Consider the following 25,590-nt stretch of genomic DNA (forward strand, 5'->3'; position numbering starts at 1 on the left):
CGCTCGCGCGCGCCGGCTCAGGTCGTACCTCAGGGCTCGGCCTGATCCGGGACCGGGGGGTCGGGTAACAGCCGGTTGCGGACCGTGTCGACCGCCAACTCGGTCCGGGAGGTGACACCGAGTTTCCGCATCGCGGAGCTGAGCTGCCCGGCGACCGTCTTCGGGGATCGGGACAGCGCGGCGGCGACCTCCCGGTTGGTGGCGCCGGTGGCGACCAGCCGCACCACATCTAGCTCCCGCGGCGAAAGCCGGTCGCCGTAGCCGCGCCGACCGCGGCGCCACTCCCGGCGGGCGTCCACCCCGTGGGCCCGCAGCAGCTCACCGACCCGCTCGGCGTCGCCCCGGGCGCCCAGCTCGGACAGCGCCTGGAAGGTGGTGCCGAGCCGGGTCAGCGCGGCAGCCTGGCGGTCGCCGGCCAGCTCGGCGACGGCCTGCTGTTCGCGCGCCAACAGCGCCTCGTACGGGCGGGGGAGTTCTTCCCAGGCACGCGCCGCGACCGCGAACCGGCCGGCCGCCGCCGGAGCCGGGCCGGTGGCCGCGGCCAGCAGCGCCCGGCAGGTCGCCAGCGCCGCCCGCCCGGCCGGCGCCGGGCAGCGGCGCATCCCCCGCTGGTACGCGTTGACGAGCTCCTCGGCCTCGGATAGTCGCCCGGCGGCGAGCAGTGCGGCGACGCGTACCGGGGCGAGTTCGGTAGCCCAGATCCAGATGCCCTTGCCGGCCACCGTCGCCATCGGACGCTCGGTATACGCCAACGCATCGTCGACCTGGCCCCGCGACAACGCGAGCCGGCCGAGCGCGGCGGCCGGTTCGAGACCATCGTCGACCGTGCCGATCCGGGCGACCTCGGCGAGCGCTTGGCGTAGCGCCGCCTCGGCTCGCCGGTGGCTGCCTTGGGCGAGGTGCCACAGGCCGACTCGGACCGCGCCGAGCAGCGCTAGCGGCTCGTCGGAGCTGGGGTCGGCGGCGGTGGTCACGTGCTCGGTGAGCCCTGCCCACTGGCCGGTGTACCACTCCAACTGTGCCTGGGAGATCCGGATCAGCGGCCCGAGCCGCAGGTAGCGGTCGGCGTCGGCGAGTTCGGCGGCCTGGTTGAGGAGCTGTTCGGCGTGCCGGTAGCGCCCCCACAGGATGGCGGCGGCGCCGATGTTGAGGTAGCCGCGGGCGACCTGCCGCCGCTCCTCGGCGGTGCGGCCGGCCGCCCCCAGCACGGTGGCGGGTAGTTCGTCGGCGACCGCCCAGCCGGCTGGGTCGCCCAGCTGCAGCAGCCCGGCGGCGCGGTCGACGGTCAACGCGAGCCGCTCGGCGGCGGGCAGCCGGGCCAGGTCCACGCCTGCTGCCCGCTGCAACCACCGGCGGTGGACGGTGGCGGGTTCGTCGCCGACGAAGGGCAATCCGAGGAAGCGCATCGCGCGGGCGGCCTCGACCGGGTGGTGATCGAGCTGGCTGACCGCCCGCCCGATCTCGGCCCGGGCCGGGCCGAACTCGCCTAGCTGGGCCAGCAGCCGGCCGAAGCCGCTGCGCAGTTCGGCGTCCTCGGTCGGGGAGAGCGTGGTGTCCGCCAGCAGCCGGCGCAGCGTCTCGACCGCCCGCTGATGCAGCTCGTCCACGGCTTCGCGGCGGTAGCTGGCGGCGAGCGCGAGGCGGCGGCCGAGCCTGACCTGGTCGTCGATGCTGCGGTTAGGTGCGGCGAGGGCGTCGAGGAGCAGCGCTACCGCGGCGTCGTAGTCGCCCGATTCGCCGGCCTGGTCGGCGGCTAGTTCGGCGTAGCGCATCCAGCGTGCGGGCTGCCGGGCTTGTTTGAAGTGTCGGGCCAGGGCCGCGGGCGGGGCGGTGCCCGCTTCGGCGAGCGCGGTACCGGCGGCCAGGTGCAGGGCGCGCCGCCGGGCCGCCGGTAATGATTCGTAGACCGCCTGGCCCATCAGCACGTGCCGGAAGCTGCTGCGTTGGTCGCCCTCTTCCCGGAGCAGGCCGCCGGCTATGGCCTCACCGAGACCGCGCCGGACCTGGTCGAACCATGCGTCGGGGTCTGATTGGGCGTCGGGGTCCGGCTGGGTGTCGGCCGCCGCGACGCGGGCGATCACCGCCTCGGTGGCCGGGGCCGCTAGCACGGCGGCTGCGGCCAGCACCTGCTGGGCCGAGGCCGACAGGCGGGGGATCCTGGCCAGCACCGTGTCCCGGATGGTCGGCGGGACGGTGAGCTCGGGCAGCCGTTGCCGCACCCATTCGCCGCCGCGGCGCACCAGGTCGCCCCGGTCGCGCAGCAGCCGCACCGACTCCTCCACCGCCAGCGGTACGCCCTCGGTGTGCTGGTGGAGGAAGTCCGCGAGATCCTCCGAGATCGGCTCGCCGGGCAGCATCGACGACGCGAGCCGGGCGGTGCCGGCGGTGTCCAGCGCGGGCACGGGTATCCGCAGCTGCCGGTTGCCGGCCGAGGGTCGGGACGAGAGCCGCAGCAGCAGCGAGTCGGGCGGAACGTCGGCGGGCCGGTAGCTGACGATCAGGCTGGCGGCCTGGCCGGGAGGGCCGGGTGTTCCGCCGGTGCCGGTGAGCCGGTGGGCGGTGGCGGCCCGACCGGCGAGGAACAGCAGGAACTCGAGGGTGGCGACGTCAGCCCAGTGCACGTCCTCTACCACGATCGCTTGGAAGCTGAGCTGCCCGAGCAGCTCCGCCAGGGCCCGGAAGAGCCGGTGGCGGGTCGCTTTCAGGTCGGGCAGCGGCTCGGGCGGCGGCGGCAGCCGGTCGGCCCACCGGGGGAAGAGCGGCCGCAGCGCACCGGCGAGCGCGCTGAGCGGCAGGTCGGGGACCTCGGCCCGGTGCCGCTGGAGGGCGTCGACCAGCGGCGCCAGCAGCAGCGGCTCCGGGTGGGGTGGGCAGGCACACCACAGCAGCCGCCGGTCGCCGCTGGCGGCGGCGAACTCGCGCAGCAACCGGCTCTTGCCGATCCCGGCTTCGCCCTCAACGAGGACCAGCGCGGGTTCGGTCAGGGTCCGGAGCAGCGCGGCGACCTCCGCTTCCCGCCCCACCAGCGCGGGTGCGGCGAAGCCGGGGGTGGTCGGTTCTGGCGTTCCGGTGGCGAGTCCGGGCAACGTCGCCCTCCTCACGCTGTCTTTCAGCGGTGATCGCTGGGTGGAATCCTACGGGTACGGGGGTGGCGCAGCGCAGTGATCGGGGTGCGGGACAATTCGGTAGTGCGCACTGACCGGCGCCGCCCCCGAGCGACCTTGGCCCCTGGAGACCCCTGATGTCACACATTCCCGTCAATCATCCGTTGCGCCCCTTGTACCGCGGTGTCGCCATCGTGATCGCTGGCTGGCTGGTGACCTTCGGTGTGGTCGGCCTCGTCCAGACGCAGGGGGAGGACTGGCTGGGTCGGGGCGATTGGAGTGCGCTCGGCATCCCCACGAATGGCGGATTTTCGGTGGTCTGCCTCGTGGCTGGTGTAGTGATCCTGCTCACCTCAGTGATCGGGCGCAACCTGGACCGCATGGCCAACTTCTGGCTGGGCGGCGGCTTCCTGGTGATCGGGACCGCGATGATGGCGCTGGTCGCCACCGAGGGGAACGTCTTCAACTTCTCCAGCGTCACCACCAGCATGGCGTACCTGGTGGGGGTCGGGCTGATCGCGGCTGGCCTCTACGGCAAGGTCGGGCCGGCGAGCGACACCAGCGTCCGGCCGGATGTGCCGGCCCCGGCGGGTGGCGACGCGCCAGCGATCCCGGCGCAGGACGCGGGCACCGAGCCGGTGGCGACCGGCGCGGTGAACGAGGGGCGCCCCACCGCCCCGTAGCAGCCGCGGGTGGGTAAGCATGATCCGCGACGGTGTCGGGTACCCACCTGGTATGTGGCGGGTCCAGTCCCATCTGCCGATCAATCACCCAGCCGGACCGTACCTGCGGGTGCTGGCCGGGCTGGCCGGGTTGTACGTGCTCGCCTTCGGGGTGGCTGGGCTGATCGAGACCTGGGGGGCGCCGGTCTTCGACCGCAGCGAGACCTGGGTGCTCGGGCTGCGCACCAACCCTGCCTTCAGCGGGTTGTCGACGGTGGTCGGGCTGGTGTTGGTGGGCGGTGCGATCTACGGCCGCAACCTCTGCCACTTCATCAACTACTTCGGTGGGATCGTCTTCCTGGTCGCAGGCCTGGCGATGATGACCCTGCTCTACACCGAGTTGAACCTGCTCAACTATGCGATGCGCAACTCGATCGTGTCGTTCGTGATCGGGCTGATCCTGTTGCTCGCGGCGCTCTACGGCCGGATCGGTTCCGACGATGCGGCCTACGCCGAAGAGCAGCTACGCCACGGGGAGCTGATCCGACGCGAGCTGGGTGAGGAGCCGGGCACCCCGCCCGGCACCCCACGAGGTGCCGGGCAGGAGTCACCGAGTCAGCAGCCGGAGCGGCAGGAGCAGGGGGCCGGGCGCCGGGTCAGCGGGCGCGGCGGGTGATCAGGGTAGGTTTCGCCTCCAGGTTCGACAGGCCGTTCCACGCGAGGTTCACCATGTGCGCGGCGACCGTGCCCTTGCGTGGCTTGCGAACGTCCAGCCACCAGCGGCCCACCAGGCCCACCATCCCGACCAGCATCTGCGAGTAGAGCTCGGCGAGCTTCGGGTCGTAGCCCCGGGACTTGAACTCGGCGCCCAGGATGTGCTCGACCCGGTGGGCGACGTCGTTGAGCACCGAGGAGAAGTTACCGGTGTTGGACATCACCGGCGACTCCCGGACCAGCACCCGGAAGCCGTCGGTCTCTTCCTCGATGTAGTCCAGCAGCGCCAGCGCCGCCTGCTCCAGCAGCTCCCTTGGGTGCCCGGCGGTCAGGCCGTTGCCCACCCGGGTGAGCAGCGACCGGACCTCCCGGTCGACCACCACCGCGTACAGGCCCTCTTTGCCGCCGAAGTGTTCGTAGACCACCGGCTTGGAGACCTTGGCGCGGGACGCCACCTCCTCGACGGAGGTGGCGTCGAAACCGCGTTCGGCGAAGAGCTCCCGACCGATGACGATCAGTTGTTCGCGTCGCTGGGTAGCGGACATCCGCACCCGGCGCTTACTCGGTTCGGGGGTTACTTCGGCCACTTGGCCATTGTGCAGGGCGGTGCTCAAGACTTCGCGATCAGCTTCGAGGCTAGGCGCTCCTGCTTGGGCCATCGGACGTGGCTGGCCCAGCCCAGCTTCTCGAACATCCAGATCACTCGGGCGCTGATGTCGATCTGGCCGCGGAGCACCCCGTGCCGAGCGCAGGTCGGGTCGGCGTGGTGGAGGTTGTGCCAGCTCTCGCCGAACGACAGAATCGCCAGCGGCCAGAAGTTCGCGGCCTTGTCACCGTTGCGGACCATGAACGGGCGCTCGCCGAAGACGTGGCAGACCGAGTTGATCGACCAGGTGACGTGGTGCAGCAGGCCGATCCGGACCAGCCCGGCCCAGAAGAAGGCGGAGAGCGCGCCCGCCCAGGACCAGGTGATCAGGCCGCCGAGCAGCGCCGGGGTCAGCAGCGAGGTAGCGACCAGCGCTGGGAAGAGCTTGTCGAGCTTGTGCAGGTCACGGTCGGCGACCAGGTCGGGGGCGAACCGGGCCCGGTTCGACAGCTCGCGGTGGAACATCCAGCCCAGATGCGAGTGGAAGAGCCCTTTGGTGAGCCCGCGCACGGTGGCCCCGTACCGCCAGGGTGAGTGCGGGTCGCCTTCGACGTCGGAGAAGGCGTGGTGGCGCCGGTGGTCGGCGACCCATTGGATGACGTTGCCCTGGACCGCGAGCGAACCGGCGGCGGCGAGCGCGATCCGCAGCGGGCGGTTCGCCTTGAACGACCCGTGGGTGAGGTACCGGTGGAACCCGATGGTGATCCCGAGCCCGGAGATCAGGTAGAAACCGAGCGCCAACCCGATGTCGGTCAGCGAGAGCCAGCCGCCCCAGGCGACCGGGATCGCCACGATGAGCGCGGCGAATGGGAGCGTAACGACGAACCAGAGCGCGATCAGAATGCCGATCGGCTGCTTGCCTTCAGTGAGTGGCTTCGGGCCAGATTCGGGGCCCTTACTGGAATCGGGGCGTTCCAGGACGGCAGTAGCCATAGTCTTCCTTTGCGGTTGAGCGGTCCCGGCGGAGCCGGCGACGCAGCACGTTCCTACGCCTACGTCACCGTAACCTACGCCTCCGTAAGTTGGGAAGAGCCGACTTCGGGCTTCCCGGCAACAGCGGGCATCCGGGGGAGTTTCCGGAGCCCGGTGACGGCGGTCGGATATGGTGTGAGTCGCGGCGGTGAGGCCGAGCCGCGCCGTCCCGGATGGTCTAATTGGCAGGACGCTGGGTTTTGGTCCCAGAAGTAGGGGTTCGAGTCCTCTTCCGGGAGCAGCATCGGATCGATCAGCTGTCTGTGGGCCCCGTCAACCGGTTGACCGGAGGGAGCAGACCGTGACAAGTCCGCACAACCGCACCACCCGTACCACCGTGGTGCTCGCCGCCGGACACGGCAAGCGAATGCGTTCAACGCTGCCCAAGGTGCTGCATCCGCTGCTCGGGCGGACGCTGCTGGGTCACGTGCTCACCGCGGCGGAGCCGCTGGCGGCAGAGCGCACCCTGGTTGTGGTGGGGGTCGGCGCCGACCAGGTAAGCGCCCACCTCGCGGAAGTGGCGCCGAAGTCGGTCCCGGTGGTGCAGTCGGAGCAGCTGGGCACCGGCCACGCCGTGCGCACCGCGCTCGCGGCGCTGCCCGAATCCGAGCTCACCGGCACGGTGCTGGTCCTCAACGGCGACCTGCCGCTGCTGCGCCCGGAGACGCTGACCGAGCTCGTCGAGCGCCACGAGGCGAGCGGGGCGGCGGCCACGCTGCTCACCGCGGCGGTGCCCGACCCGACCGGGCTCGGCCGGATCCGGCGGGGTCCCCGGGGCGACTTCGCCGGCATCGTCGAGGAGCGCGACGCCAGCGCCGCGCAGCGCGCCATCCAGGAGATCAACGTCGGCTGTTACGCCTTCGACGCGGCGGCGTTGCAGACGGTGCTGGGCCAGCTCAGCCGGGACAACGCCCAACGTGAGGAGTACCTCACCGACGCCGCCGGCATTCTGCTCGAACGCGGCGCGTCGGTGGCGGTGCACCAGGTGGCGGACCCGATCGAGGCGCTCGGCTGTAACGACCGGGCGGAGCTCGCGGCCGCCCGGGCCCAGCTGCGGGACCGGATCAACCGGGAGTGGCTGCGCGCCGGGGTCACCATCATCGACCCGGCGACCACCTGGCTCGACGTCACCGTCACCCTGGGCACGGATGCGGTGATCGAACCTCACTGCCAGCTGCGCGGCGCCACCGCGGTGGGGGAGCGGGCGACGGTGGGGCCCGAGAGCACGCTCACCGACTGCCTGGTGGCCGAGGACGCGGTGGTGGTGCGCACGCACGCGGTCGGCGCCGAGGTGGGGCCGGGGGCGCAGGTCGGGCCCTTCTCCTATCTACGCCCGGGGGCGCGCCTGGCGGCCCGGGCCAAGGTAGGCGCCTTCGTTGAGCTGAAGCAGGCTGAGCTGGGTGAGGGGGCCAAGGTGCCGCACCTGAGCTATGTGGGGGACGCCACCATCGGGCCGGCGGCCAACATCGGCGCCGGCACGATCTTCGTCAACTACGACGGGGTGCACAAGCACCACACCGAGGTCGGCGTGGCCGCCTTCGTCGGCTCCAACTCCAGCCTGGTCGCCCCGGTCTCGGTCGAGGACGGCGCGTACGTGGCGGCCGGCAGTGTGGTCACCCTGGGGGTGGAGCCGGGGGCCCTGGCGATCGCCCGCGGCCAGCAGCGCAATGTCGACGGCTGGGTGCTGCGGCGCCGCCCGGATACCGCTTCGGCCGAGGCCGCGCGCAAGGCCGCCCCGCCCGCCACCGACCAGGTGGCCGGCGAGTCCTGACCCAAACCGAGCCTGCGCTGGCCGGTTCAGCCGGGGGTGGGATACTGGTGCACGGCATCGGCGGCTGATTATGTTGGGGGGACCTCACCCGATGGCGAGCATCGTGGCGGCGAATCGTAAGAGCTTGATGCTCTTCTCCGGGCGGGCGTTCCCGGTTCTCGCAGAGGAGATCGGCGAGGTGCTCGGAGTGGCGCCCACCCCGACCGACCTGTATGACTTCCCCAACGGCGAGCTCTTCGTCCGGTACCAGGAGTCGGTGCGCGGGTCGGACGCGTTCGTGGTCCAGTCGATGACCGATCCGGTGAACCTGCGGGTCATGGAGACCTTGATCATGATCGACGCGCTGAAGCGCGGCTCGGCGAAGCGGATCACCGCGGTGCTTCCGTACTACCCGTATTCGAGGCAGGACAAGAAGCACCGCGGGCGGGAGCCGATCTCGGCCCGGCTGATCGCTGACCTGCTGAAGACCGCCGGCGCCAACCGGATCCTCACCGTTGACCTGCACACCGCGCAGATCCAGGGGTTCTTCGACGGGCCGGTCGATCACCTGCTGGCGCTGCCGCTGCTGGCGGAGTACGTCGAACGGACCTACTCGGGCCAGCCGTTGACGGTGGTGGCGCCCGACTCCGGTCGGGTCCGGGTGGCGGAGCGGTGGACCGACCGGCTGGGCGGCTGCCCGCTGGCCTTCATCCACAAGACCCGCGATGTCACGACTCCCGGCCAGGTGGTGGCGAACCGGGTGGTCGGTGAGGTCGCGGGTCGGGTCTGTGTCGTGGTCGACGACGAGATCCAGACCGGCGGCACCGTCTGCAAGGCCGCCGACCTGCTCTTCGCGGCGGGCGCCGCCGAGGTGATCGTGGTCGTGACCCATCCGGTGCTGCCCGACCCGGCCGTCGAGCGGCTGAAAAATAGCCGGATCAGTGAGGTCGTGGTCACCAACTCGCTGCCGCTTACGCCGGAGAAGCAGCTCGACAAGCTGACGGTGATCTCGATCGCGCCGTTGCTCGCCCACGCCATCCGGGAAGTCTTCGAGGATGGCTCGGTGACGACCCTCTTCGGAGGCATGAGCTGACCACCGGGTAGGATTTACCGGTTGCCGTGTCGACGGTGGCGATGACGAACAGAACCCCCGAACCAAACCGGAGCTGAGTCGTGTCCGTTTCCGAGATCAACGCCGAGATCCGTACCGAGTTCGGCAAGGGCGGCGCTCGGCGCACCCGCCGCGCCGGCAAGACCCCTGCGGTGTTGTACGGGCACGGCGAAGCGCCCAAGCACCTGTCCCTGCCGTCGCTGGAGTTCGCCAGCGCGATCCGCTATGGCGGCATGACCAACGTGCTGACCCTGACCTTCCCAGACGGGACCAAGGCCACCGCGCTGCCCAAGGCGATCCAGCGGGACCCGCTGAAGAACACCTACGAGCACGCCGACCTGCTGCTGGTCCGGCGGGGCGAGAAGCTCACCGTGGAGATCCCGGTGCACCTGGTGGGTGAGCCGGCCCGCGGCACCCTGGTGATGCAGGAGCAGGACACGATCGCGATCATCGCCGACGCCACCCGCCTGCCTGACCAGCTGGATGTCTCGATCGAGGGGCTCGACGTCGGCGAGCGGGTCAACGCCGGCGATGTGACGCTGCCCGTGGGCTCGGAGCTCGCCGCGGACCCGGAGGCGCTGATCGTGATGATCACCGGCTCGCCGACCGCGGCCGAGATGGAGGGCGAGACCGCGGCGGAGGCTGAGGCCGAGGCGGGCGAGCCGGGCGGCGAGGGCGAGTCGGCCGGCTCCGCCGAGTCTTGATCCGACGGCTGGTGGGCGCCGTGACCGGGCGCACCGAACCTGCCGGGGGCCGGTCGGCGACGGCCGACCGGTCCGGCCCTGCCGGCCGTCCGCAGGAGCAGTCCGCCGCCGACGCGGACGACGTGTGGCTGGTGGTCGGGCTCGGTAATCCGGGCCCGAAGTACGCCCGCCATCGGCACAATGTCGGCTTCCTCGTCGCCGACCTGCTCGCGGAGCGGATCGGGGCCCGGTTCAGCCGACCCAAACGCGTGGTGGCGGAGGTCGCCGAGGGGCGCCTCGGGCTCGGCGGACCCCGGTTGGTGCTGGTCAAGCCGATGACCTACATGAATCTCTCCGGCGGCCCGGTGGCTGGGCTGAGCCGCTTCTACAAGATTCCGCCGGCCCGGATCGTGGCGATCCACGACGATCTCGACCTGGGCTACGGCACCTTGCGGGCCAAGCTGGGCGGCGGCGAGGGCGGGCACAACGGGCTACGGTCGTTGACCAAGTCGTTGGCGAGCAAGGATTATCTGCGGCTGCGCTTCGGGGTGGGCCGGCCGCCTGGTCGGCAGGACCCAGCAGACTGGGTGTTGTCTGACTTCTCCGCGGCAGAGCGCAAAGATCTCGACTATCTCGTGGACCGGTCGGCCGACTTCGCTGAGTCGATCATCACCAAGGGCCTCGAACCCGCCCAGAATCATTACCACTGATACTCGATGTGGTGAAGGCGCGTGTCGGGTACCGGTCGCTCTGCTTGGATTCGCCGACTATCTTGCGTACGCTGTCGCCCGTGTGTCTCAGGCCTGACACACCCTGAGCAAGGTCAGGAGGACCGCGAGTGACCCCTCCGGTTGGCGACGGTGCGTTCGCTCGCTGGCTGGCGGCGCGCGCCGGGGACGAGCTGCTCGCGCTGCGGGCCGAGTTCGGCCATGATGATCCGGCGCGGCTGCGTGATGCTGGCGACAAGCGGGCGCATGACGTGCTCGTCTCCGCGCTCAGTCAGTGGCGGGCCGGCGACGCGGTGCTCTCGGAAGAGGGGGTGGACGATCCCCGGCGGCTCACCGCTGAGCGGGTGTGGATCGTGGACCCGCTCGACGGGACCCGCGAGTTCAGCGAGCCGGGCCGGGTCGACTGGGCGGTTCACGTGGCGCTCTGGTCCCGCAATGTGGGATTGCAGGCTGGCGCGGTAGCCCTGCCCGCGCAGCACCGGCTCTTCTCCACCGATCATCCGCCGGCGTATCCTCCGCTGGCCGACCCGGTGGTCGAGGGGGGCCGGCCCCGGCTGCGGATCGCGGTGAGCCGGACCCGGCCACCGGCGTTCGTCGCGGCCATCGCCGAGGAGCTCGGTGGTGAACTGGTGCCGCTGGGGTCGGCCGGGGCGAAGATCGCGGCGGTGATCGCCGGTGAGGTCGACGCCTATCTGCACGCCGGCGGACAGTACGAATGGGACTCAGCGGCGCCGGTCGCGGTGGCGCGCGCCACTGGTCTGCACACATCCCGGATCGACGGCTCTACCCTGGAATACAACCAGCCCGACCCGCGGCTGCCGGACCTGTTGGTCTGCCGGCGGGATCTGGCCGGTGAGTTGTTGGCGGCGGTAGCTAGACGAGCGGAGGAGACATGAGCGCCCGGTATCAGGTCTCGCATCTGGATGCGCTCGAAGCGGAGAGCATCTTTATCATGCGGGAGGTCGCCGCGGAGCTGGAGCGGCCGGTGCTGCTCTTCTCCGGCGGCAAGGACTCGGTGGTGATGCTGCGCCTGGCGCAGCGGGCGTTCGCCCCCGGCGCCATCCCGTTCCCGGTGATGCACGTGGACACCGGCCACAACTTCCCCGAGGTTCTCAAATATCGGGACGAGCAGGTGGCGACCCTGGGTCTGCAGCTGATCGTGGCGAGCGTGCCCGAGGCGCTGGAGGCGGGGCTGGTGCATGAGCCCGCAGACGGCTCCCGCAACCGGATCCAGACCCCGGTGTTGCTCTCGGCGGTGGAGAAGTACCGGTTCGACGCGCTCTTCGGGGGTGCCCGGCGCGACGAGGAGAAGGCCCGGGCCAAAGAGCGGGTCTTCTCGTTCCGTGACGAGTTCGGCCAGTGGGACCCGAAGAATCAACGCCCCGAGCTGTGGTCGCTCTACAACGGCAAGCGGCACCCCGGCGAGTCGATCCGGGTGTTCCCGCTCTCCAACTGGACCGAGTTGGATGTCTGGCACTACCTGGCGCGGGAAGAGATCCCGCTGCCCACGATCTACTTCGCGCACGACCGGGAAGTGGTGGAGCGCGACGGGATGCTCTACGCGGTAAACGAATTCTTCGCCCCGCGCGAGGGCGAGACCCCACGGCTGGAACGGGTGCGCTACCGCACCGTCGGGGACGCCTCCTGCACCGCCGCGGTGCGGTCGGAGGCGGACACGGTGGTGAAGGTCATCGAGGAGGTGGCGGCGACCCGGATCACCGAACGCGGCGCCACCCGCGGCGATGACCGGGTCAGCGAGGCGGCTATGGAGGACCGGAAGCGGGAAGGGTACTTCTGATGACTGCGGTGCGCAGCGAGCCAGAGAGCGAGCAACTGCGGGCGATGGACCTGCTGCGGTTTGCCACCGCCGGCAGCGTCGACGACGGCAAGTCGACGTTGATCGGCCGCCTGCTCTACGACACCAAGACCCTCTTCACCGACCAGTTGGCGGCGGTGGAGGCGGTCAGCGCCGCCCGCGGCGACGAGTACACCAACCTGGCGCTGCTCACCGACGGCCTGCGGGCGGAGCGGGAGCAGGGCATCACCATCGACGTGGCGTACCGCTACTTCGCCACTCCTCGGCGGAAGTTCATCATCGCCGACACCCCCGGGCACATCCAGTACACCCGAAACATGGTCACCGGGGCGTCCACCGCCGACCTGGCGCTGATCCTGGTCGACGCGCGTAAGGGCTTGGTGGAGCAGTCACGTCGGCACGCGTTCCTGTGCTCGCTGCTGCGGGTGCCGCACCTGGTGCTCTGCGTCAACAAGATGGATCTGGTCGACTGGTCGCAGGAGGTCTTTGAACGGATCTCCGACGAGTTCACCGCGTTCGCCGCGAAGCTGGACGCGCCGGACCTGTCGGTGGTTCCGATCTCGGCTCTGCACGGCGACAACATCGTCAGCCGGTCGGAGCACATGCCCTGGTATGACGGCCCATCGCTGCTGCACCACCTGGAGCATGTGCACTTCGCCTCCGACCGCAACCTGGTCGACGTGCGGTTCCCGGTGCAGTATGTGATCCGACCCCAGTCGAGCGCGGTGCGCGACTACCGTGGCTACGCCGGCCAGGTCGCGAGCGGGGTGCTCAAGCCCGGCGACGAGGTGATGGTGCTGCCCTCCGGGTTCACCACCACGATCGCCGAGATCGACACCCCGGACGGGCCGGTCGCCGAGGCGTACCCGCCGATGGCGGTGACGGTCCGGCTCGCCGACGAGCTCGACGTCTCCCGCGGCGACATGATCTGCCGGCCACACAACGCGCCGACGGTCACCCAGGACATCGACGCGATGGTGTGCTGGATGGATGAGAGTAAGCCGCTGGCCGTGGGCGGGAAGTACGCGATCAAGCACACCACCCGGGCGGCCCGGGCGGTGGTCCGGGACCTGCAGTACCGGCTCGACGTCAACACCCTGCACCGCGACGACGAGGCCGACGCGCTGCGGCTCAACGAGATCGGCCGGGTCCGGCTGCGTACCACGGTTCCGCTGCTCGCCGACGAGTACCGCCGTAACCGCACCACCGGCGGCTTCATCATCGTCGACGAGGCCACCAACCGGACCGTCGGCGCCGCGATGATCCTCTGACGAAACTGGTCTGCGCCGGGCGAGCATGTCCTTCTTGGTGGCGGACGCGACTCCGCTGGCTAGATCGGGTCACTTGATCATCAGGCGTCGCCGCAGCTCAGGTGGTGCTGCGGGTGCGTTTGCTTTGCTTGCGCATACGCCATCGGCCGGGCTGTCGGGCTGCAAGATCGGCGGGCAGATCCGCTCACCCGACCAACCTGGCCGCCGGGCGGCCGCGAGACCACGGCATTTCCGACATGGTTGGGTGGAGAGGGATCTTGTATACCGGAATATCCGACTTTTCCGTGCGCAAGATCCCTCCCTACCCAACCATGTCGGGGTTGGGCAGGGGCGCCGCTCAACTCGCCCGGTAGGGCGAGTGGCGGCCCGGGCGTCGTCCACACCCCACCCCATCTAGTCGCAGCAGAACGTCTCGCTCGTTGCACCACCACCTGAATCAAGCGGGCCGGATACACTCATCTGTGAGTGTTCCAACTTTGAGGGTTCCAATCCTGGGTGTCTTCCTCGGGGGTGTGGATGGATGGCTTCGTCGGCCGGCAGCGGGAACTCGCCGCCCTGGACCGGATGCTCGGCCGAGTGGTCGGCGGCGGCCGCGCCGGCCGGCCCGGCCGGGCGCTGCTCATGCGCGGCCGCCGCCGGGTCGGGAAGTCCCGGCTGGTGGAGGAGTTTGTGGCCCGGGCCGGCGTTCCTCACCTCTACTTCACCGCCTCCGCGGCCCCGTCGCTCGGCGCCGACCTGGGGCTGTTTCAGGCGGCGCTCGAGGCCAGTGATTTGCCGGGGGCTGCGGAGCTGGCTGGGCAGGCGCCGCAGACCTGGGACGCGGCGCTGCAGCTGCTCGCCTCGGTGCTGCCCGTGGACGGACCGAGCATCGTGGTCCTCGACGAGCTTCCCTACCTGATCGCCAACGATCCCGGCCTGGAAGGAACCTTGCAGAAGGTCTTCGACCGGGCTTTGTCGCGGCGCCCGGTGCTGCTCATCGGGATCGGGTCGGATCTGGCCATGATGGAGGCGCTCAACGAGTACGGTCGCCCGTTCCACCAGCGGGCGACCGAGCTGGTGGTGCCGCCGCTGAACCCCGGAGATGTCGCCACCCTGCTGGGCCTGCCGCCGGCCGAGGCGTTCGACGCTTACCTGGTCTCCGGCGGCCTGCCACTGATCCTGGACGATTGGCCCGCCGGCGCCACGGTCCCGGAGTATCTGTCGGAGGTGGTGGCGGATCCGACGTCGGCGTTGCTGGTGAGCGGGGAGCGGGCAGTGGCGGCGGAGTTTCCGGTCGAGTCGCAGGCACGGTCGGTGCTGGCGGCGATCGGGGCGGGCGAGCGTAGCTTCACCTCGATCGGCCGGGCCGCCGGTGGGCTCCCGCAAGCGTCGTTGAGCCGGGCGCTCGACCTACTGACAGCGAAGCGGGTGGTGGCAACGACCACGCCGCTGTCGACTCGGCCATCACGGGAGACCCGTTACGCCGTCGCCGACCCGTACCTGCGGTTCTGGCTCGCCTTCCTCGGGCCCTACGCGCCGGAGATCGAGCGGGGGCGTGGTGACCTGACCTTGGCACGGATGCTGAATTCGTGGGCGGCGTGGCGTGGCCGGGCGATCGAACCGGTCATCCGGGAGTCGCTGCTGCGGTTGCCGGAGCTGCTGCCCGCCGACACCGGGGTGGTGGGTGGTTACTGGACCCGCAGCGGTGATCCGGAGATCGACCTGGTGGGCGCCGACCGTGGCCCGGTGGCGGGGACGGTCTCGTTCGTGGGTTCGGTGAAGTGGCAGGAGCAGCGCCCGTTCGACGCGCGTGACCTGGGCAGGTTGGTGGCGCACCGGCGACAGTTGCCGGGCGCCGATGAGCAGACGCCGCTGCTGGTGGTTTCCCGGACCGGCGCGAGCGTGGCAGGAGTCCCGGTGGTCGGCGCCGCGGAGCTGCTGGCCGCCTATCCTGTGGCGTGACCCCCACGAGAGGACCCTGAAGATGTCGACCACCGCCGACGCTGCTGCCGCCACCGCGTCTGTCACCGACGAGCTGTATCAGCTGGCCCTGGACGCGTACCCGTTGCGGCTGAGCGTCGCCGGGATCCGGGAGCGGGAAGACCAGCTGCCGGATCTGAGCGCAGCCGGCGAGGAGGCGCTGCGCGACCGGCTGGGTGCGCTCGCCGAGCAGGCGGCGGCGATCGACCCGGCGTCACTGACCCCGGCCGATCGGGTCACCCGGTCGGTGGTGCGGCGGGTGGCCGAGTCGATGCGGGACGAACTCGACACCCACAAGGTGGAGTACGCGATCACCGACAACGCGCTCTTCGCCCCGGGGATCGAGATCCTGGCGATGCTGCCGATGCTGACCCTGACCGAGCCGGCCCACGCCGAGGGGTACCTGGCTCGGCTCCGGCTGCTGCCGGAGCTGCTGGCGACCGTCGCTGACCGGCACCGGGCGGGGGTGGCGGCCGGCCGGGTGCCGGTGGCGCGGCTGGTGTCGGCCGCCGTGGCGCACCTGGACCGGCTGCTCGAATCCGAGCTGGCGCCGTTGCGGGCGGTGTCGGCGCCAGAGTCGGTGACCGACTTCACCGACCGTCGGGATCAGCTGATCGCCGAGGTGGTCCAGCCGGCGGTGGCGAGCTACCGGGAGGTGCTCGCTTCGGAGATCCTGCCCCACGGCCGGCCCGACGAGCGCCCCGGTCTGTGCTGGCTGCCCAAGGGGGATGCGTATTACGCCACGCTGATCCGGGTCCACACCACCACCGAGCGCACCGCGCAGGAGCTGCACGAGACCGGCCAGCGGGTGATCGCCGAGCTGGCCAATGAGTACGCGGAGGTTGGCGGCCGGCTGTTCGGCATCACCACCGTCTCCGAAATCCAGCAGCGGCTGCGTACCGATCCGGAGCTGCGGTGGCGCGACGGCGACGAGCTGGTGACCCATGCCCGGGACACGATCGTCCGGGCCGAGCAGGCGGCGCCGGAGTGGTTCGGGGTGTTGCCGAAGCAGCGGTGCGCCGTGGAGCCGGTGCCGGAGTCGCAGGCGGCGAGCTCCCCGGCGGCCTATTACTTTCCGCCCGCGCTGGACGGCAGCCGGCCCGGCACCTACTTCGCCAACACCCACGAGGCCGACCAGCGCGGCCGGGCCACCTACGAGGCGGTGGCGTTCCACGAGGCGGTTCCCGGGCACCATTTCCAGCTCGCGCTCGCGCAGGAGCTGACCGACCTGCCGCTGGTCCGGCGGCTGGTCGGTTTCACCGGGTACACCGAAGGCTGGGGGTTGTACGCGGAGCGGCTCGCCGACGAGATGGGGCTCTACTCCGATGACCTGGCCCGGTTGGGGATGCTCAGCGAGGATTCGATGCGGGCCGCCCGGCTGGTGGTCGACACCGGACTGCACGCGCTGGGCTGGAGCCGGCAGCAGGCGGTGGATTACCTTCGGGAGCACACGGCGACCCCGGAGGTGGAGATCGAGTCCGAGGTGGACCGCTATATCGCCGAGCCGGGGCAGGCCTTGGCCTACATGGTCGGGCGGTTGGAGATCCAGCGGTTGCGGTCGGAGGCCGAGCAGCGGCTGGGGCCGCGGTTCGACCTGCGCGGGTTCCACGACACCGTGCTCGGCTCCGGTGCGCTGCCGCTGACCGTGCTCGAGGAGCTCGTCGCCGAGTGGGCCGCCGGCCTCGCCGCCCGGTGAGCCCTCCGCCGGGGCTAAACCGGTTGTCCGGGCGGTGCCGGCCGGCCTAGCGTGCGGGCCATGAGCCCTACCCTGCGCAGCGACCGGCTGCTGCTGACCCGCTACACCGAGGCGGACGAGGAGCGGTTCGTCGCCTTCTTCGCCGACGAGCGGGTTTCCCGCTGGATGGGGGACGGGCCGCAGCCGGAAGCGGCAGATCGCAGCCTGTTTTGGCGGATCTTCCCGATCTATGAGCAGCGTCGGTTCGATGTGTGGGCGGTGTGGTGGGGCGACCGGTACGTCGGCCACGCGGAGCTGAAGCCGACCGAAACGGTCAACGGGCATGAGCTGATCTATGCCCTCTCGCCCGAGGTCTGGGGCCAAGGTCTCGGCACCGAACTCACCGAAACCTTGGTCCAGTACGGTTTCGAGCAGCTCCGGTTGACCGAGGTGCACGCCACGGTGGCGGCGCCGAACACGGCGTCGTTGGCGTTGCTCGGCAAACTCGGGTTCGTGCCGGTGCGGGACATCGCCAATGCGGCTGGTCCGACCACCCGGGTCCTCACCCGGTCCCGACCTGCCCGCCCGGAGCCGCAGTGGCGGCTTGAGGAGCTCGCTCACGCCGGCCCGGAGCATCTGGACCCGGAGTTCGTGGCCGGCTTCGACCGGAAACAGGGCCACCCTGACCCAGCGGTCGAGATCTCGGCGTTGCGGGCGGCGGGGGTGGGCCCGGCCGCTACGGTCGTCGACTTCGGCGCGGGCACCGGCCAATTCGCCATCCCCGCCGCGCGGGAATTCGCCCGGGTGATCGCGGTCGATGTCGCCGAGCCGATGCTCGAGCGGTTGCAGGAGCGGGCGAGCGGCGAAGGCTTGACCAATCTGGAGTGTGTGCCGGCCGGTTTCCTAAGCTATGAGCACGCCGGGTCGCCGGTCGACGCGGTCTTCACCCGGCATGCGCTGCACCAGTTGCCGGATTTCTGGAAGACGATCGCGCTGCAGCGGATCGCCGGGCTGCTGCGGCCCGGCGGAGTCCTCCGGCTCCGGGACCTGATCTACGACTTCTTGCCCGCGGAGGCCGAGCCGGTGTTCCGAAGCTGGTTCGATGGCGCCGCGACGGACCCGGCGCAGGGGTACACCGCCGAGGACTACGCCACCCATATCCGTACCGAGCACAGCACCTTCCGCTGGCTCTTCGAGCCGATGCTGACCCAGGCCGGGTTCGAGATCCTCACCGCCGAGTACGAGGGCCGGTGTTTCGGCAGCTACACCTGCCGACTCCACCCAGGATGGGCGGCTAACCGCAGCTAGCGGGCACACTGGTAGGTACCCTCCAGCCAGCCCACGGGATCGAGGACGAGATGACCGACCTCCCCGCACCCACTCCGCAGCCGTACCTGCATGAGCGGGTCACGTGTCTGCGGGCGCCGACCGTGGTGCTCTCCCGCCCGGACGGGCAGCTAGCCGACGGCGCCGACGGGGTGTTCCAGCACGACCGGCGGGTGCTGTCGCGGCTGCGGGTGACCGTCGACGACCAGGCCCCGACCCCGGTCAGCCAGCAGTCGCTGGGCGCCGGCGCCGCCCGGTTCGTGGCGGTGGTGCGGCATCTGGGAGACCCGATCGCCGACCCGACCGTACGGCTGGAGCGGGACCGCCGGATCGACGGCGAGCGACTGCTGGAGACGGTGACGTTGGTCAACAACTCGCGGCGGGAGATCGCGGCGAAGGTGGCGGTCGAGCTGGCCACCGATTTCGCCAGCATGGACGCGGTGAAGCACGGGGAGCCGGCGGCGCCGCTGCGACCCGGGACCACCGACCGCGACCGCATGGAGTGGGTGGGCGACAGCGGCCGGACCATCGTCGGTGCTTCCCGACCGGCGGAGCCGGTCGCTGACCCGGAGCCGGCGGAGCCGGTCGCTGACCCGGAGCCGGCGGTGTGGCGATGGCGGGTACGGGTGCCGGCGGGCGAGAGTTGGGCGGTGACCCTCACCGTCAGTACCGAGGGTGGGGCCGGCGCCCACACCTTCCGCGCCGCCGCACCCGGGTGGGGCGACCCCGCCGTCTCCGGCGGCCCACCGCCGCTGGCGCCGCTGCTGCGGCAGGGGCTGGCCGACCTGACCGCGCTGACCGTGGCTGACCCACAGCACCCGGCGGAGGTCTTCGCCGCCGCCGGCAGTCCGTGGTATCTCACGCTCTTCGGCCGGGATTCGTTGTGGGCGGCCCGGTTCCTGCTGCCGTTCGGCACCGGGCTGGCCCGCGGCACCCTGCACGCGCTCGCCCGCCGGCAGGGCCGCCGGCACGATCCGGCGACCGCCGAGGCGCCGGGGAAGATCCCGCACGAGGTCCGCAGCCTGCCGCCGCGGGCGGTGGGCGGGCACCCGGTCTACTACGGCACGGTGGACGCCACCGCCCTGTGGATCTGCCTGCTGCACGACGCCTGGCGGTGGGGGCTGCCCGCCGGTCAGGTCGCCGAGCTGCTGGACCCGCTCGAGGCGGCGTTGCGCTGGTTGACCGACGAGTCGGACCCGGATGGGGACGGCTTCCTGGAGTACCTCGACGTCACCGGCGAGGGCCTGGCCAACCAGGGGTGGAAGGACTCCGAGGACGCCATCCAGTTCGCCGACGGTCGGATCGCCGCCGCGCCGATCGTCCTCAGCGAAGCCCAGGCGTACGCGTACGAGGCGGCGCAGGCCGGGGCGGCGCTGCTGGCCGGGTTCGACCGCCCCGGGGCCGACCGGCTGCTTGCGTGGGCGCACCGGCTGCGGGACCGGTTCCGGGCGGCTTTCTGGGTAGCCGACGGGCGGGGCCGGTTCCCGGCGCTCGCGCTCGACGCCGAGAAACGGCCGGTGGCGGTCCCCGCCTCGAACCTGGGCCACCTGCTCGGGACCGGGCTGCTGACCCAGGCGGAGGAGTCGGAGGTGGCCGCCCGGCTCGCCGCGCCGGACCTCGACTGTGGCTATGGCCTGCGCACGCTCAGCGGTGAGGCGGCCGGTTTCAACCCGCTCGGGTATCACACCGGCAGCGTGTGGCCGCACGACACGGCGATCGCCGTGCTCGGGCTGGCCCGGGCCGGGCATCCGCAGCCCGCCGCCGCGCTCGCCGCCGGCCTGCTGCGGGCCGCGCCCGCCTTCGACCACCGGTTGCCGGAGCTCTTCGGCGGGGTGGCTGCGGCCGGCGGGCCGGTGTGGGCGTACCCGGCCTCGTGCCGGCCGCAGGCGTGGTCGGCGGCGTCGGTGGCGGTGCTGGTGCAGGCGGCGTTGGGGCTCACCGCCGACGTGCCGGCCGGCACCGTGACCGTGGCGCCCCGGCCGGAGTTCGCCGACTGGTTCCCGATGCGGGTCGACGGTGTGCAGGTGGCCGGGCATCCACTTGAGATCATGGCGGATGGCAGCGGTCAGGTGACGGTAAATACCGCGGCCCCGCTGACGGTCCGGACCGAGCCCTCGTCGCTGCCGGCCCCGCGGGTTCCGGTCAGCCGCTCGGAGCCGGCGCCGGAGCGCACCGGGTAGCGCTACGGCTGCGCCGGCAGCCGGGTGGCGCCCGCCGCCGGGGTGGCGGTGAAGGTCACCGGTGTCGTGAAGCCGTTGCCGGCGAAGGCGTCGGTCACCGCCGCGCCGACCCGGTCGGCCGCATCCGCCTCGACCAGCGCCAGCACGCAGCCGCCGAAGCCGCCGCCGGTCATCCGGGCGCCGTGGGCGCCGGCCGCCTCGGCCGCCGCGGCGGCGAGGTCCAGCTCCGGCACCGTCACCTCGAAGTCGTCGCGCAGCGAGGCGTGCGAGGCCGACAGCAGCGGCCCGATCTCCCGCAGCTGACCGGCCCGCAGCGCGGTGACCGTGTCGAGGACCCGCTGATTCTCGGTCACCACGTGGCGTACCCGCCGCCGCTGCACCGGGTCGGTGAGCGTGGCCGAGGCCGCCGGCAGGTCGGCCGGAGTCAGGTCCCGCAGCGCCGGCACCCCCAGGGTCACCGCGGCCTGCTCACAGGTGGCGCGGCGGGCGGCGTACTCGCCGCTGACCAGTCGGTGGGGTGCCCGGGTGTCGATCACCAGGATGGCCAGGCCGGCGGCGGCGAGGTCGAGCGGCACCTGGCTGACCTGTTCGGTGCGGCAGTCGAGGAAGAGGGCGTGGCCGGCCTGGCCGCGGATCGCCACGGTCTGGTCCATGATGCCGCAGGGCATCCCGACGTAGTCGGCCTCGGCCCGCTGGGCCAGCCCGGGGGCGTCGGTCTCGGGGATCGAGGCACCGGCGAGGTCGGCGAGGGCGGTGAGGGCGGCGCAGGTCAGCGCGGCCGAGGAGGAGAGGCCGGCGCCTACCGGCACCGCCGAGTCGATCGCGAGCCGGGCGCCGGTCAGCGGGTACCGCGCCTCGCGCAGCGCCCAGGCGGCGCCGGCCACGTAGCCGGCCCAGCCGTCGACACCGCCGGGCTCCAGCTCGGCCGGACCGAACTCGACCATCTCCCCAGAGTGCGCCGACCACACCGTCCACACCGGCTCGTCGTGCGGCGCGGCGGCCACCTCGGTGCGTAGCGGCAGCGCGAAGGGCAGGACGTAGCCGTCGTTGTAGTCGGTGTGCTCACCGATCAGGTTGACCCGGCCGGGCGCGGCCCAGACCCCGGTCGGTGGTTGTCCGAACACGTTCCGAAATTGGTTCGCGGCGGTCACGGCTGCCAGCCTAGATCAGCGGTCGGGCCTGGGGTCACCAGGTCGCGGCGTGATTGCGACAATGATGGTATGTCTCGTGCCCGCGTGCTCTCCGGCATCCAGCCCACCGCCGACTCGTTCCACCTGGGCAACTACCTGGGCGCGGTGCGCAACTGGGTGACGATGCAGGACACCCACGACGCCTTCTACTGCGTGGTCGACCTGCACGCGATCACCGCCGGCCACGATCCGGCGCAGCTGCGGACCCGGACCCGGGTCGCGGCCGCGCAGCTCTTCGCCGCCGGGCTGGACCCGGAGCGGTGCACCCTGTTCGTCCAGTCGCAGGTGCCCGAGCATCCGCAGTTGGCGTGGGTGCTGGGCTGCCTCACCGGGTTCGGGGAGGCCTCGCGGATGACCCAGTTCAAGGACAAGTCCGCCAAGCAGGGGGCGGAGCGGGCGAGCGTGGGGCTGTTCACTTATCCGGTGCTGCAGGCCGCCGACATCCTGCTCTACCAGGCCGACGCGGTGCCGGTCGGTGAGGACCAGCGGCAGCACCTGGAGCTGACCCGCAACCTGGCGCAGCGGTTCAACGCCACCTTCGGCGAGACCTTCACCGTGCCGGAGGCGTTCATCCCGCAGGAGACCGCCAAGATCGTGGATCTGCAGGATCCGACCGCCAAGATGTCCAAGTCCGCCTCCACCCTCAACGGCCTGATCGACCTGCTCGACGATCCGGCCCGGGCCGCCAAGAAGATCCGCTCGGCGGTGACCGACACCGGTCGCGAGATCGTCTTTGACCGGGAGGCGAAGCCCGGCATCGCCAACCTGCTCACCATCTACTCGGCCCTCTCCGGCCGGTCGCTCGACGACCTGACCGCCGCGTACGACGGCAAGGGGTACGGCGACCTGAAGAAAGACCTCGGCGAGGTGGTGGTGGAGTTCCTCCGGCCGCTGCAGGAACGCACCCGCGGCTACCTGGACGACCCGGCCCAGCTGGACAAGCTGCTCGCGATCGGCGCCGAGAAGGCCGGGGCGGTGGCGGCGGCGACGCTGCGGACCGCGTACGACCGGGTGGGTTTCCTGCCGCCGAGCCGCGCCGGGCGTCGCGAATAGCGACCGGCCCGGAGCCGGGTCGGTCAGGATGGGCGAATGAAGGCGATCGCCCGGGGTAAGGAACGCGCACAGCGCGCGGTGGCCGAGGCCCGCCACCGCTGGCCGGTGGTCGATCACGGGCTACGAACCCACGAGCGGTACGCCGAGGCGTACGGCGCCCGGCTCGCGGCGGCGATCGCCTACTTCGGCTTCTTCGCGATCTTCGCCTTCGGGGTGGTCCTCTACTCGGTGCTGGGCTTCCTGGTCGAGTACCACGTCGACCTGCGGGAACAGGTCGACCAGTTCTTGCAGGAGAACCTGCCGGTGATCGACTCCGATCAGATCGCGGCCGGCCGGGGCGCCGCCGGCGTGATCGCCCTGATCGGGCTGGTCGTCACCGGGCTCGGCTGGGTGGAGACGCTGCGGTCGTCACAGCGGCGGATCTGGCACCTGGAGCAGGCGCCGGGCAGCGCGATCGTGCGCCGGCTGGTGGACCTGGTCGCGCTGGTCGGGCTCGCCCTGCTGCTGGGGCTGTCGTTCGCGGTGGTGACCGGGATCGAGGCGGTGGTGGCGGCGTGGGCGCAGCCGGTCGCCTGGATCATCCGGCCCATCGGGTGGGTGCTGCTGGCCGGGGTCAACCTGGTGCTGGCGGTGGCGTTGCTCTCGGTGCTGCCCCGGATCCGGGCGCCGCTCCGGCGGCTGCTGCCGCCAGCGGTCGCGGTCGCGGTGGCGTTGGTGATCCTCAATACCCTCGGCCAGGCCTACGTACGAGGGGTACAGGAGAACCCGGCGTACTCGGTGGTGGCGACGGCGGCCGGGTTGTTGGTCTACCTCTACCTGGTGCACCAGATCGTGCTCTACGCCGCGGCCTGGGCCGCCACCGACCGCCCGCCGCCGGCTTCATGATCACCAAAGGGTTGAGCAGGCTGACCACCGACACCAGCACCTCGCCGCCGCCGCGCCGGCTTCCCGGCGCGGCGGCGGATCGGGTCAGCGGTCAGTGGTGCGCCACCAGATGGTGGTGTCCGGTGGCACCAGCTCTAGCTCCGGCACCGGCCCACTGGTCAGCACCGGCTCGCCGTACTGCTGGGGGAGCCGGGCGGGGACGCTGCCGCAGTTGGTGGTGACCACCAGCCCGGCCCGCCGGAAGATCAGCAGGTCGTCGGCGGGCGGGTCGATCCAGGTCAGCTCGCCGCTGCCGAGCTGCAACTGCCGGCGTACGCCCAGCGCGGTGCGGTAGAGCGCCAGCGTGGCGCTGGGGTCGTGCTGCTGCGCCTCGACGGTGAAGGCGGCCCAGTCGGCTGGCTGCGGCAGCCACGGCTTGCCGCCGTCAGCGGTGAAGCCGTACGGCGGCTCCGCCCCCGACCAGGGCATCGGCACCCGGCAGCCGTCGCGCCCGACCCGCTCGCCGTTGGTGCGGAAGAAGACCGGATCCTGCCGGACCTCATCGGGCAGGTCGAAGACCTCCGGCAGACCCAGCTCCTCACCCTGGTAGAGGTAGGCGGAGCCGGGCAGCGCCAGCATCATCAGGGTGGCGGCCCGGGCGCGGGCCAGCCCGCGCGCCGGATCCACCTGGGGCTCTTCCCGGTTGGCTCCGCCGGGCACGCCGGCGGTGGTGGCGCCGAGCCGGCCGAACCGGCTGGCGTGCCGGATCACGTCGTGGTTGGAGAGCACCCAGGTGGTGGGCGCGTCCACGGCGGCCATCGCCGCCAACGACGAGTCGATAACGCTGCGGTACGCGGCCGCGTCCCACGGGGTGGCCAGGAACCGGAAGTTGAACGCCTGGTGGAGTTCGTCGGGCCGGACATAGTCGGCCAGGCTTTCGTACCCGGGCGACCAGGCCTCCGCGACGGCTACCCGCTCGGGCTGGTACTCGTCGAGCACCGCCCGCCATTCGCGGTAGATCTCATGCACGCCGTCGAGGTTGCGGTAGTGGGCCGGGTCGCCGCCGGGTTCGCCGGGCTCCACCGGCACGTCCGGCAACCCTTCCGGCTTGATCAGAGCGTCGGCGACGTCGATGCGGATGCCGTCGACGCCGCGGTCCAGCCAGAACCGGAGGACGTCGGCGAACTCGGCCCGGACCTCCGGGTGCTCCCAGTTCAGGTCGGGCTGCTCCGGGGCGAACATGTGCAGGTAGACCTGATCGTCCAGCTCGGTCCAGGCCGGGCCGCCGAAGACGCTGTGCAGGTTGTTCGGCGGGCCGCCGTCGGTTGGTTTGTCCCGGAAGTGGTAACGCTCACGCGCGGCTGAGCCGGGCCCCGCCTCGATCGCCTCCTGGAACCAGCGGTGCTGGTCGGAGGTGTGGTTCGGCACGATATCGATGATCACCTTGAGGTCACGCTCGTGGGCGGCGGCGAGCAGTGCGTCGAAGTCGTCGAGGCTGCCGAAGATCGGGTCCACTCCCCGGTAGTCGGCGACGTCGTAGCCGTGGTCGGCCATCGGCGACGGATAGAACGGGCTGAGCCAGATGGCGTCCACCCCCAACCCGGCGACGTAGTCCAGCCGGGCAGTGATACCGGCGAGGTCGCCCACGCCGTCGCCGTCGGCGTCGGCGAAGCTGCGGGGGTAGATCTGATAGATCACGGCGTCGCGCGCCCAGGAATCTGGTTTCGGCATGAGCCCACGGTAGCGCAGGGATAGATCTTGCAGCAATTTTTCAGCAGCTTGCAGCTCGTGGTCGCTCGGGCGACTCGGCGACTCGGCGACTCGGCTCACGGCCTGCGCGGGCTGCCGGTGAAGCAACTAGCGACTATCGCAACTAACGACTATCG

20 protein-coding genes and 1 tRNA gene are annotated in these 25,590 nt (G+C 71.4%); 16 read left to right on the forward strand and 5 right to left on the reverse strand.

What is annotated here, in order from left to right; translation table 11 throughout:
* Positions 1 to 29: 29 nt before the first annotated feature.
* The gene (locus tag JQS43_RS03550) at positions 30 to 3,086 is read right to left on the reverse strand and encodes a helix-turn-helix transcriptional regulator (protein WP_239677624.1); all 3,057 of its coding nucleotides are present in this window, start codon (positions 3,084 to 3,086) and stop codon (positions 30 to 32) included.
* Positions 3,087 to 3,241: 155 nt separating this feature from the next.
* Between JQS43_RS03550 and JQS43_RS03555 the strand changes: the two genes are divergently transcribed.
* Both JQS43_RS03555 and JQS43_RS03560 read left to right on the forward strand, forming a co-directional pair.
* Positions 3,242 to 3,787 carry a DUF4383 domain-containing protein gene (locus JQS43_RS03555; RefSeq protein WP_239677625.1) on the forward strand — a complete coding sequence of 182 codons (546 nt, stop codon included), beginning with the start codon at positions 3,242 to 3,244 and terminating at the stop codon, positions 3,785 to 3,787.
* A gap of 52 nt (positions 3,788 to 3,839) precedes the next feature.
* Positions 3,840 to 4,442: a DUF4383 domain-containing protein gene (locus JQS43_RS03560; RefSeq protein WP_239677626.1), complete on the forward strand. Its 603-nt coding sequence runs from the start codon at positions 3,840 to 3,842 to the stop codon at positions 4,440 to 4,442.
* On the opposite strand, the gene JQS43_RS03565 is transcribed toward JQS43_RS03560, so the two are convergent.
* Both JQS43_RS03565 and JQS43_RS03570 read right to left on the reverse strand, forming a co-directional pair.
* The gene (locus JQS43_RS03565; protein WP_239679297.1) at positions 4,423 to 5,025 is read right to left on the reverse strand and encodes a TetR/AcrR family transcriptional regulator; all 603 of its coding nucleotides are present in this window, start codon (positions 5,023 to 5,025) and stop codon (positions 4,423 to 4,425) included. The genes JQS43_RS03560 and JQS43_RS03565 overlap by 20 nt on opposite strands.
* A gap of 65 nt (positions 5,026 to 5,090) precedes the next feature.
* A complete protein-coding gene (locus JQS43_RS03570; protein WP_239677627.1) occupies positions 5,091 to 6,059 on the reverse strand; it encodes an acyl-CoA desaturase in 969 nt (322 codons plus the stop codon).
* 206 nt (positions 6,060 to 6,265) lie between these two features.
* Here JQS43_RS03570 and JQS43_RS03575 point away from each other — a divergent pair.
* The 12 genes from JQS43_RS03575 to JQS43_RS03630 all read left to right on the forward strand — a co-directional run bounded on the left by JQS43_RS03575 (position 6,266) and on the right by JQS43_RS03630 (position 20,597).
* A tRNA-Gln gene (locus tag JQS43_RS03575) sits at positions 6,266 to 6,337 on the forward strand.
* A gap of 62 nt (positions 6,338 to 6,399) precedes the next feature.
* Entirely contained in the window at positions 6,400 to 7,869 is a 1,470-nt protein-coding gene (glmU, locus tag JQS43_RS03580) for a bifunctional UDP-N-acetylglucosamine diphosphorylase/glucosamine-1-phosphate N-acetyltransferase GlmU (RefSeq protein WP_275581012.1), read from the forward strand.
* A 91-nt stretch (positions 7,870 to 7,960) separates the two neighbouring features.
* Entirely contained in the window at positions 7,961 to 8,941 is a 981-nt protein-coding gene (locus JQS43_RS03585; protein ID WP_239677628.1) for a ribose-phosphate diphosphokinase, read from the forward strand.
* A gap of 80 nt (positions 8,942 to 9,021) precedes the next feature.
* On the forward strand, positions 9,022 to 9,663 hold the full coding sequence (locus JQS43_RS03590) for a 50S ribosomal protein L25/general stress protein Ctc (RefSeq protein ID WP_239677629.1): 642 nt from the start codon (positions 9,022 to 9,024) through the stop codon (positions 9,661 to 9,663).
* A gap of 122 nt (positions 9,664 to 9,785) precedes the next feature.
* Positions 9,786 to 10,352: an aminoacyl-tRNA hydrolase gene (gene pth / locus JQS43_RS03595; protein WP_239679299.1), complete on the forward strand. Its 567-nt coding sequence runs from the start codon at positions 9,786 to 9,788 to the stop codon at positions 10,350 to 10,352.
* A gap of 128 nt (positions 10,353 to 10,480) precedes the next feature.
* Complete coding sequence (locus JQS43_RS03600) at positions 10,481 to 11,266, forward strand: 3'(2'),5'-bisphosphate nucleotidase CysQ (protein WP_239677630.1); 786 nt, start codon at positions 10,481 to 10,483, stop codon at positions 11,264 to 11,266.
* Complete coding sequence (gene cysD / locus JQS43_RS03605; protein ID WP_239677631.1) at positions 11,263 to 12,168, forward strand: sulfate adenylyltransferase subunit CysD; 906 nt, start codon at positions 11,263 to 11,265, stop codon at positions 12,166 to 12,168. Before JQS43_RS03600 ends, cysD begins: the two co-directional genes overlap by 4 nt.
* A complete protein-coding gene (locus JQS43_RS03610) occupies positions 12,168 to 13,457 on the forward strand; it encodes a sulfate adenylyltransferase subunit 1 (RefSeq protein ID WP_239677632.1) in 1,290 nt (429 codons plus the stop codon). The genes cysD and JQS43_RS03610 overlap by 1 nt, the downstream gene beginning before the upstream one ends.
* Before the next feature lie 495 nt (positions 13,458 to 13,952).
* Positions 13,953 to 15,398: an ATP-binding protein gene (locus JQS43_RS03615; protein ID WP_239677633.1), complete on the forward strand. Its 1,446-nt coding sequence runs from the start codon at positions 13,953 to 13,955 to the stop codon at positions 15,396 to 15,398.
* A gap of 22 nt (positions 15,399 to 15,420) precedes the next feature.
* Entirely contained in the window at positions 15,421 to 17,112 is a 1,692-nt protein-coding gene (locus JQS43_RS03620) for a DUF885 domain-containing protein (RefSeq protein WP_239677634.1), read from the forward strand.
* A gap of 60 nt (positions 17,113 to 17,172) precedes the next feature.
* Positions 17,173 to 18,399, forward strand: coding sequence for a bifunctional GNAT family N-acetyltransferase/class I SAM-dependent methyltransferase (locus JQS43_RS03625; RefSeq protein ID WP_239677635.1), 1,227 nt, complete (start codon positions 17,173 to 17,175; stop codon positions 18,397 to 18,399).
* Between the two features lie 50 nt (positions 18,400 to 18,449).
* Complete coding sequence (locus JQS43_RS03630) at positions 18,450 to 20,597, forward strand: amylo-alpha-1,6-glucosidase (protein ID WP_239677636.1); 2,148 nt, start codon at positions 18,450 to 18,452, stop codon at positions 20,595 to 20,597.
* 2 nt (positions 20,598 to 20,599) lie between these two features.
* Here JQS43_RS03630 and galK read toward each other — a convergent pair whose 3' ends face one another.
* Positions 20,600 to 21,748, reverse strand: coding sequence for a galactokinase (galK, locus tag JQS43_RS03635; protein ID WP_239677637.1), 1,149 nt, complete (start codon positions 21,746 to 21,748; stop codon positions 20,600 to 20,602).
* 69 nt (positions 21,749 to 21,817) lie between these two features.
* Between galK and trpS the strand changes: the two genes are divergently transcribed.
* Positions 21,818 to 22,840, forward strand: a complete 1,023-nt coding sequence (gene trpS / locus JQS43_RS03640) for a tryptophan--tRNA ligase (RefSeq protein ID WP_239677638.1) — start codon at positions 21,818 to 21,820, stop codon at positions 22,838 to 22,840.
* A gap of 36 nt (positions 22,841 to 22,876) precedes the next feature.
* On the forward strand, positions 22,877 to 23,725 hold the full coding sequence (locus JQS43_RS03645; protein ID WP_239677639.1) for a YhjD/YihY/BrkB family envelope integrity protein: 849 nt from the start codon (positions 22,877 to 22,879) through the stop codon (positions 23,723 to 23,725).
* Positions 23,726 to 23,809: 84 nt separating this feature from the next.
* Here the strand turns inward: JQS43_RS03645 and JQS43_RS03650 are convergent, their stop codons facing one another.
* Entirely contained in the window at positions 23,810 to 25,435 is a 1,626-nt protein-coding gene (locus JQS43_RS03650; protein ID WP_239677640.1) for a glycoside hydrolase family 13 protein, read from the reverse strand.
* Positions 25,436 to 25,590 lie beyond the last annotated feature (155 nt).

This window comes from Natronosporangium hydrolyticum (assembly GCF_016925615.1).
GTDB classification, from domain to species: Bacteria; Actinomycetota; Actinomycetes; order Mycobacteriales; family Micromonosporaceae; genus Natronosporangium; species Natronosporangium hydrolyticum.

What these genes read in the sequence shown, in the direction of transcription:
- JQS43_RS03645 (WP_239677639.1), top strand. Translation starts at nt 22,877, where the DNA reads ATGAAGGCGATCGCCCGGGGTAAGGAACGCGCACAGCGCGCGGTGGCC.
- JQS43_RS03565 (WP_239679297.1), bottom strand. Translation starts at nt 5,025, where the DNA reads ATGTCCGCTACCCAGCGACGCGAACAACTGATCGTCATCGGTCGGGAG.
- JQS43_RS03650 (WP_239677640.1), bottom strand. Translation starts at nt 25,435, where the DNA reads ATGCCGAAACCAGATTCCTGGGCGCGCGACGCCGTGATCTATCAGATC.
- JQS43_RS03625 (WP_239677635.1), top strand. Translation starts at nt 17,173, where the DNA reads ATGAGCCCTACCCTGCGCAGCGACCGGCTGCTGCTGACCCGCTACACC.
- JQS43_RS03585 (WP_239677628.1), top strand. Translation starts at nt 7,961, where the DNA reads ATGGCGAGCATCGTGGCGGCGAATCGTAAGAGCTTGATGCTCTTCTCC.
- JQS43_RS03570 (WP_239677627.1), bottom strand. Translation starts at nt 6,059, where the DNA reads ATGGCTACTGCCGTCCTGGAACGCCCCGATTCCAGTAAGGGCCCCGAA.
- JQS43_RS03620 (WP_239677634.1), top strand. Translation starts at nt 15,421, where the DNA reads ATGTCGACCACCGCCGACGCTGCTGCCGCCACCGCGTCTGTCACCGAC.
- JQS43_RS03630 (WP_239677636.1), top strand. Translation starts at nt 18,450, where the DNA reads ATGACCGACCTCCCCGCACCCACTCCGCAGCCGTACCTGCATGAGCGG.
- JQS43_RS03610 (WP_239677632.1), top strand. Translation starts at nt 12,168, where the DNA reads ATGACTGCGGTGCGCAGCGAGCCAGAGAGCGAGCAACTGCGGGCGATG.
- JQS43_RS03555 (WP_239677625.1), top strand. Translation starts at nt 3,242, where the DNA reads ATGTCACACATTCCCGTCAATCATCCGTTGCGCCCCTTGTACCGCGGT.
- trpS (WP_239677638.1), top strand. Translation starts at nt 21,818, where the DNA reads ATGTCTCGTGCCCGCGTGCTCTCCGGCATCCAGCCCACCGCCGACTCG.
- JQS43_RS03560 (WP_239677626.1), top strand. Translation starts at nt 3,840, where the DNA reads ATGTGGCGGGTCCAGTCCCATCTGCCGATCAATCACCCAGCCGGACCG.
- cysD (WP_239677631.1), top strand. Translation starts at nt 11,263, where the DNA reads ATGAGCGCCCGGTATCAGGTCTCGCATCTGGATGCGCTCGAAGCGGAG.